Raw genomic sequence first — 6,613 nt, 5'->3', positions numbered from 1 at the left:
GGCGTCCGGCGCGAAGGTGATCGGCCTTGCCAACGCGGGAGCCGACACCGTCAACGCCATCAAGACGGCAAGGGATTTTGGCATCAACGCCACAGGCAAGCAGAAGCTGGCCGGGCTGCACATGTTCATCAGCGACATCCACAGCCTGGGGCTTCCCGCCGCGCAAGGCATGACGCTGACGACCGCGTTCTACTGGGATCGCGACGACGCCACGCGGGCCTGGTCCCAGCGCTTCTTCGAGAAGACGAAGCGGATGCCAACCCTCGTCCAGGCCGGGGTCTATTCCTCGACGATGCACTATCTCAAGGCCGTCCAGGCCGCGCGCAGCGACGACAGCGATGCGGTGCTGGCCAGGATGCGGGAGACGCCCGTCAACGACTTCTTCGCCAGGGACGGCAAGATACGCGCCGATGGCCTGATGGTCCACGACATGTACCTGGTCGAGGTGAAACGGCCGCAAGAGTCCAGGCGGCCGTGGGACTACTACAAGATCAAGAGCGTGATTCCCGCAAGCGAAGCCTTCCGTCCGCTCAGCGCCAGCACCTGCCCGCTCGTCGGCAAATAGGCGTGCCCCCGGCCGGCGCGAGCGCCGGCCAGACCCACCATCCAGGAGACCATTCAGCATGAAAACGCTCACTTTTGATATCGAGAGCCGCCAGGGAAATTCGCAGCGCAGCGTCACGATCCGCCAGCTCGTCGTGGCGGGCTGGACCGGACGGGATGCCGAAGCCATGGAGGCCCACATCCGGGAACTGGAAGCGCTCGGCGTCAGGCGCCCGCCCTACACGCCGGTCTTCTATCGTGTGGCGGCGCAACGCCTGGCTTCGCCGCGGGAGATCCAGGTGAGCGGCGAGGCGAGCAGCGGCGAGGCGGAGTTCCTGCTGGTAAAGGACGCAGGCGAGATCCTGATCGGCATTGCATCGGATCACACCGACCGCGAGGTGGAAACCTATGGCATCACGGTTTCGAAGCAGATGTGCGAGAAACCTTGCTCCGCGGCCCTGTGGCGCCTCGCCGAGGTCGAGGGCCACTGGGACCGGCTGATCTTGCGTTCCTACGCCACCATCGACGGCGAGCGCGTGCTGTATCAGGAGGGCGCGGTGACGGCCATGCGCTCTCCGGCCGATCTGCTGGCGAAGTTCGCCGGGCATGGCGGCGACTTCTCCGACGGTTCGGCGATGCTGTGCGGGACCTTGCCCGCGATAGGCGGGATCCGGGCGGCAGAGCGCTTCGAGATCGAGCTCGACGACCCGGTGCTCCGCCGCACCCTGCGGCATGCGTACGCCATCACGACGCTGCCCATCGCGGGCTGAGCACCGCTTCGGCGGCCATATCTCCAAGGCATACCCATTGTGTCACGGCCATGCACCTAGACGACTTGATACTAGAAACCCGCAACCTGGGAAAAACATTCCGGGGATTCACCGCGGTCAGCGGCGTTGGCCTGCGCGTACGCCGCGGCTCGATCCATGCCCTGATCGGCCCCAACGGCGCGGGCAAGACCACCTGCTTCAATCTGCTCACCAAGTTCCTGGAGCCGACCACCGGCACCATTCTCTTCAACGGTATCGATATCACCCGTGAGCGTCCGGCGCAGATCGCGCGGCGCGGGGTGATTCGCTCGTTCCAGATTTCGGCGGTATTCCCGCACCTGACCGTGCGGGACAACGTGCGCATCGGGCTGCTGCGCCAGCTTGGCACCGCGTACCGGTTCTGGCGCAGCGAACGTTCGCTCAGGGTGCTCGACGACCGCGCGATGGAGCTGCTCGAACAGGTCGGCTTGGCCGAGTTTGCGCAAACCGTGACTGTCAACCTGCCGTATGGCCGCAAGCGCGCGCTGGAGATCGCCACCACGCTGGCGATGGATCCGGAGCTGATGCTGCTTGACGAGCCCACGCAGGGCATGGGCCATGAAGACGTGGACCGCGTGACGCAGCTCATCAGGAAAGTGTCGGCGGGCCGCACCATCCTGATGGTGGAGCACAACATGAACGTGGTCGCATCGATCGCCGACAAGATCACGGTGTTGCAGCGTGGCGCCATCCTGGCCGAGGGCCCGTACGCAGCGGTGTCGACGGACCCGCGCGTGATGGAGGCGTACATGGGCACCGCTGATGCCGAACTGCGGGGCGCGCACTGAGGGAAGACATGACAACATCGAACACACCGGCCCTCGAGATCAGGGACCTGCACGCCTGGTACGGCGAATCCCACATCCTGCACGGGGTGGACCTGAGCGTGAATCGCGGCGAGGTGGTCACGCTGCTGGGTCGCAACGGTGCGGGGCGCACCACGACACTGCGCGCGATCATGGGCCTCACCGGCACGCGCAAGGGCTCGATCCGCGTCGACGGCAATGAAACCATCGGGTTGCCCACACACCGCATTGCGCACTACGGCATTGGCTACTGCCCCGAGGAGCGCGCCATCTTCTCCAGCCTGTCGTGCGGGGAGAACCTGCTGCTGCCGCCGCAACTGAAGGGGCGGCGCGCCGGCATGAGCGAGGCCGAGATCTACGAGATGTTCCCGAACCTGAAGGAGCGCCGCGAGAGCCAGGGCACGCGCATGTCGGGCGGCGAGCAGCAGATGCTGGCGGTCGGGCGCATCTTGCGCACCGGCGCCAACCTGCTGCTGCTCGATGAAATCTCGGAAGGACTCGCGCCGGTGATCGTGCAGGCGCTGGCCCGCATGATCCTGATGCTGAAGACGAGGGGGTACACGGTGGTGATGGTGGAGCAGAACTTCCGCTTTGCCGCGCCGCTGGCGGACCGCTTCTATGTGATGGAGCACGGCAGCATCGTTGAGCGCTTCGCGGCCAATGAGCTGGAAACGAAGATGCCCGTGCTGCATGCACTGCTGGGCGTATAAGGAACGTCGCATGACCATATTCGCTATCCCGCTCCCGGCCCTGCTGTCGCAGTTGATGCTGGGGCTCGTCAACGGCGCCTTCTATGCGATGCTGAGCCTGGGACTGGCCGTGATCTTCGGCCTGCTCAACGTGATCAACTTCGCGCACGGCGCGCTTTTCATGCTCGGCGCGCTGCTGGCATGGGCCGGCATGGAATACGCCGGGCTGAGCTACTGGGTGATGCTGGGGCTGTCGCCGCTGGTGGTGGCGGTGCTGGGTGTCGTCATCGAGAAGACCATGCTGCGCCGGATCTACGAGCTCGACCACATCTATGGCCTGCTGCTGACGCTGGGCATCACGCTCGTGATCGAGGGCGTGTTCCGCGCCGTCTATGGCGTGTCGGGCCTGCCGTACTCGCCGCCGGAAGCGCTGCAAGGCGCCACGGACCTGGGCTTCATGCGCTTGCCAGACTATCGCGTATGGGTGGTGGCCGCATCGCTCGTGGTGTGCCTGGCGACGTGGTTCATCATCGAGAAGACCAGGCTCGGCGCCTACCTGCGCGCCGGTACCGAGAACCCCAGGATGGTGGAGGCCTTCGGCGTCAACGTGCCGCTGATGGTGATGCTGACCTATGGCTTCGGCGTGGCGCTGGCGGCGTTTGCCGGCGTGCTGGCCGCGCCGGTCATGCAGGTATCGCCGCTGATGGGGCAGAACCTGATCATCATCGTGTTCGCCGTCGTGGTGATCGGCGGCATGGGCTCGATCACGGGCTCGATCTTCACCGGGCTCGGGCTCGGCGTGATCGAGGGTTTCACCAAGGTGTTCTATCCAGAGGCATCGTCGACCGTGGTGTTCGTCATCATGGTGATCGTGCTGCTACTGCGCCCGGCAGGGCTGTTCGGGAAGGAGAAATGATGAACGGACAATCCATCGCGGCGATCACACCGCGGCAAGACGCGGCGGCCCGCCGCTTTCCGAAGGGCGCCTTGTATGGCCTGCTGCTGCTGGGCTTGCTGGTGGCGCCGCTGGCCGGCGCCTACCCCGTGTTCGTGCTCAAGGTACTGTGCTTCGCGCTGTTCGCCTGTGCGTTCAACCTGCTGATCGGCTACACCGGGCTGCTGTCCTTCGGGCATGCCGCTTTCTTCGGCGGTGCCGGCTACGCGGCCGGCCACGCCATGAAGGTGTGGGGCGTAAGCCCGGAGACCGGCTTGCTCCTGGGCGCGGGCAGCGCGGCGCTGATCGGCTATGCGGTCGGCTCGCTGGCCATCCGCCGGCAGGGCATCTACTTCTCGATGATCACGCTGGCGCTGGCGCAGATGCTGTACTTCATCTGCCTGCAGACACCCTTCACGGGCGGGGAAGACGGCTTGCAGGGCATTCCGCGCGGCAAGCTGCTTGGCCTGCTGTCGCTGTCCGACGATACGACGCTGTACTACGTGGCCCTGGCGATGATCGTCGCGGCCTTCGCGCTGATCGTTCGCACCGTGCATTCGCCGTTCGGCCAGATCCTCAAGGCGATCCGGGAGAACGAGCCGCGCGCCATCTCGCTCGGCTATGACGTGGACCGCTTCAAGCTGATGGCGTTTGTGCTGTCCGCGGCCTTGTCGGGGCTGGCGGGTTCGATCAAGGCGCTGGTGCTGGGTTTCGAGACGCTCTCCGACGTGCACTGGTCGATGTCGGGCCTGGTGATCCTCATGACCTTGGTGGGCGGGCTTGGCACATTGTCGGGACCGATCATCGGCGCCTTCGTGGTGGTGGCGCTCGAGAACAAGCTGGGCGAGATAGGCAGCTACCTTGGCGCGCTGACCGGTATCGACGGCTTCAACGCCCTTGGCGAATCGGTTTCCATGGTGATGGGCGTGATATTCATTGTGTGCGTCCTGACGTTCCGCAAGGGTATTGTCGGCCGGCTGGGCGAACGATAGGCGGTGGCTGGCGGGCAGCCGCCAGCCCAGTGCTTCGTGGTATCGGTTACCCCCGGGATGGCTTCCCGCGCGCGGCTTCGGGCGGTGTGCCGGCCGATGCTCTATATTGCAGGCAGGAGCGGCCGCCGGCGCCAGCGCGCCAGGGCACCATCGCCCCGCAGCCGGACGCTGCTCCAGGCGTGCCGACCCGGACCAGGATCGAAACCATGAAGACTCCTTCGCAATACCTTGGTGGCTGGCTGTTGTGCGCCGCCGCGGCGGCCGCGCTGCCGGGCTGCAGCGTGCTGCAGCCGGTGGAAACGGCCCAGAAGATGATCGGCGCTCCCGAAGATGCCGTGCGCGGCACCTTCGGCACGCCCACCGACGTGTATCGCCTGGCCGATGGCACCACCCGCTGGATCTACTCCAGGCAGCCGCTCGGCTACCAGGCCTACGCGGCGGATTTCGATGCCGGCGGCAAGCTGACGGACTTCCGGCAGATGCTGACCAACACGGAAATCTACAAGGCCAAGGTCGATACCTGGACCAAGCGCGACGTGGAGGAGCATTTCGGCAAGCCGCGCATGCCACTCCAGTATTTTCCGCTGATGAAGCGCGAGGTCTGGTCCTACCGCTTCCGCCAGGACGGCATGCTCGCCTCGCTGTTCAGTTGCTACTTCGACAGCCAGGGCGTGTTGCGCCAGGTGCAGATCACGGTGGATCCGCTCGGCGGCGACAGCAGCCGCTCCAACTAAGCTGAAGTCTCTGCCGTCCGGCATGCCGGACGGCGTGCAATCCATCCTTCGGCACGCGTTGAAACGTTTCCCGCGCCTGGCTTCCACAATGGAGGCAAGTCCAGCTGCGGAGACAGCCATGCAAGTCACGCCGGCGGCCGATGCGGCCGCCAACCCTGCCAGCGGCCATGCCCGTGGTCCGCACGACCCGCCGCGCACGCGCGGGCGCGCCGCGGACCTGCTGCTCCTGCTGGCGCTGTCCACGCTGTGGGGCGCGTCCTACACCTTCATCCGCATCGGCGTCGCCACGATTCCACCGCTGACCCTGATCGCGGCAAGAACGCTGATCGCCGGCGGGCTTCTCGTCGCGTGGATGGCGGCCACGGGCGTGCCGATGCCGGTCGATGCCATGGTCTGGCGGCGCTTCGCGGTACAGGCCCTGCTCAACAGCGTGGTGCCGTTCACGCTGATCGCCTGGGCCGAGCAGTCGGTGCCGGCCGGGCTGGCCACCATCCTGAACTCGTCTTCGCCGGTCATCGCCGTGCTGGGCACATGGCTCGTCACGCGGCACGAGCGCATCACCGCACGCAAGCTGCTTGGCGTGGCGGCCGGGCTGGCCGGCATCTGCATGATCGTGGGCGCGAGCGCGCTTGGCGGGCTCGGCCAGCAATTGCTGCCGCAGCTGGCCATCGTGGCCGCCACGGTCTGCTATGCCGGCGCGGCGATCTATGGCCGCGGCTTCAAGGACCTGCCGCCGGCCGCGCCGGCCGCCGGTTCGCTGATGGTCGGCGCGGCGCTGCTGGTGCCGGTCAGCGTCGTGGTGGACCGGCCCTGGACGCTGCATCCGTCGATGGCATCGGTGGCGGCCCTGCTGGCGTTGTCGGTGTTCTCCACGGCGCTGGCCTTCGTGATCTATTTCCGCCTGGTGCGCACGCTCGGCCCGGTAGGAACCACCGCGCAGGCCTACCTGCGCGTGCCGGTCGGCGTGGCCATCGGCATGGTGTTCCTCGGCGAGTCGCTGGCGCCCGCCGCATGGATCGGGCTGGCCTGCGTGGTGACGGGCGTGGCCGCCATGACCTTGCCCGGGCGGCGCTAGCAATGATGCCGCGCCGCCCGGGATCCCCGGC

8 protein-coding genes are annotated in these 6,613 nt (G+C 66.5%); all 8 read left to right on the top strand.

From position 1 onward, the window contains the following. On the top strand, positions 1-565 hold a 565-nt coding region (locus AC1DK4_RS06180), incomplete at its 5' end, for an ABC transporter substrate-binding protein (protein WP_477131440.1). A gap of 58 nt (positions 566-623) precedes the next feature. After that, positions 624-1,313, top strand: a complete 690-nt coding sequence (locus tag AC1DK4_RS06175; RefSeq protein ID WP_441614688.1) for a DUF2848 domain-containing protein — start codon at positions 624-626, stop codon at positions 1,311-1,313. Positions 1,314-1,363: 50 nt separating this feature from the next. After that, a complete protein-coding gene (locus AC1DK4_RS06170; protein ID WP_441614686.1) occupies positions 1,364-2,140 on the top strand; it encodes an ABC transporter ATP-binding protein in 777 nt (258 codons plus the stop codon). 8 nt (positions 2,141-2,148) lie between these two features. Further along, the gene (locus AC1DK4_RS06165; RefSeq protein ID WP_441614684.1) at positions 2,149-2,868 is read left to right on the top strand and encodes an ABC transporter ATP-binding protein; all 720 of its coding nucleotides are present in this window, start codon (positions 2,149-2,151) and stop codon (positions 2,866-2,868) included. A gap of 10 nt (positions 2,869-2,878) precedes the next feature. Further along, complete coding sequence (locus tag AC1DK4_RS06160) at positions 2,879-3,763, top strand: branched-chain amino acid ABC transporter permease (protein ID WP_441614682.1); 885 nt, start codon at positions 2,879-2,881, stop codon at positions 3,761-3,763. Continuing rightward, positions 3,763-4,773 (top strand): branched-chain amino acid ABC transporter permease, encoded by a 1,011-nt coding sequence (locus AC1DK4_RS06155; protein ID WP_441614680.1) that lies wholly within the window; start codon positions 3,763-3,765, stop codon positions 4,771-4,773. Before AC1DK4_RS06160 ends, AC1DK4_RS06155 begins: the two co-directional genes overlap by 1 nt. Before the next feature lie 206 nt (positions 4,774-4,979). Further along, on the top strand, positions 4,980-5,507 hold the full coding sequence (locus tag AC1DK4_RS06150) for a hypothetical protein (protein WP_441614678.1): 528 nt from the start codon (positions 4,980-4,982) through the stop codon (positions 5,505-5,507). A gap of 118 nt (positions 5,508-5,625) precedes the next feature. Then, positions 5,626-6,582 carry a DMT family transporter gene (locus AC1DK4_RS06145; protein ID WP_441614676.1) on the top strand — a complete coding sequence of 319 codons (957 nt, stop codon included), beginning with the start codon at positions 5,626-5,628 and terminating at the stop codon, positions 6,580-6,582. The last annotated feature ends 31 nt before the right edge of the window (positions 6,583-6,613 follow it).

This window comes from Cupriavidus sp. 05N38 (genome assembly GCF_056397345.1).
This window is presented reverse-complemented; position numbering and strand designations above follow the sequence as displayed.

Bases quoted from the DNA above. Each gene is read 5' to 3' on its own strand.
- AC1DK4_RS06160 (WP_441614682.1), top strand. From the start codon at position 2,879: ATGACCATATTCGCTATCCCGCTCCCGGCCCTGCTGTCGCAGTTGATG.
- AC1DK4_RS06175 (WP_441614688.1), top strand. From the start codon at position 624: ATGAAAACGCTCACTTTTGATATCGAGAGCCGCCAGGGAAATTCGCAG.
- AC1DK4_RS06155 (WP_441614680.1), top strand. From the start codon at position 3,763: ATGAACGGACAATCCATCGCGGCGATCACACCGCGGCAAGACGCGGCG.
- AC1DK4_RS06150 (WP_441614678.1), top strand. From the start codon at position 4,980: ATGAAGACTCCTTCGCAATACCTTGGTGGCTGGCTGTTGTGCGCCGCC.
- AC1DK4_RS06165 (WP_441614684.1), top strand. From the start codon at position 2,149: ATGACAACATCGAACACACCGGCCCTCGAGATCAGGGACCTGCACGCC.
- AC1DK4_RS06145 (WP_441614676.1), top strand. From the start codon at position 5,626: ATGCAAGTCACGCCGGCGGCCGATGCGGCCGCCAACCCTGCCAGCGGC.
- AC1DK4_RS06170 (WP_441614686.1), top strand. From the start codon at position 1,364: ATGCACCTAGACGACTTGATACTAGAAACCCGCAACCTGGGAAAAACA.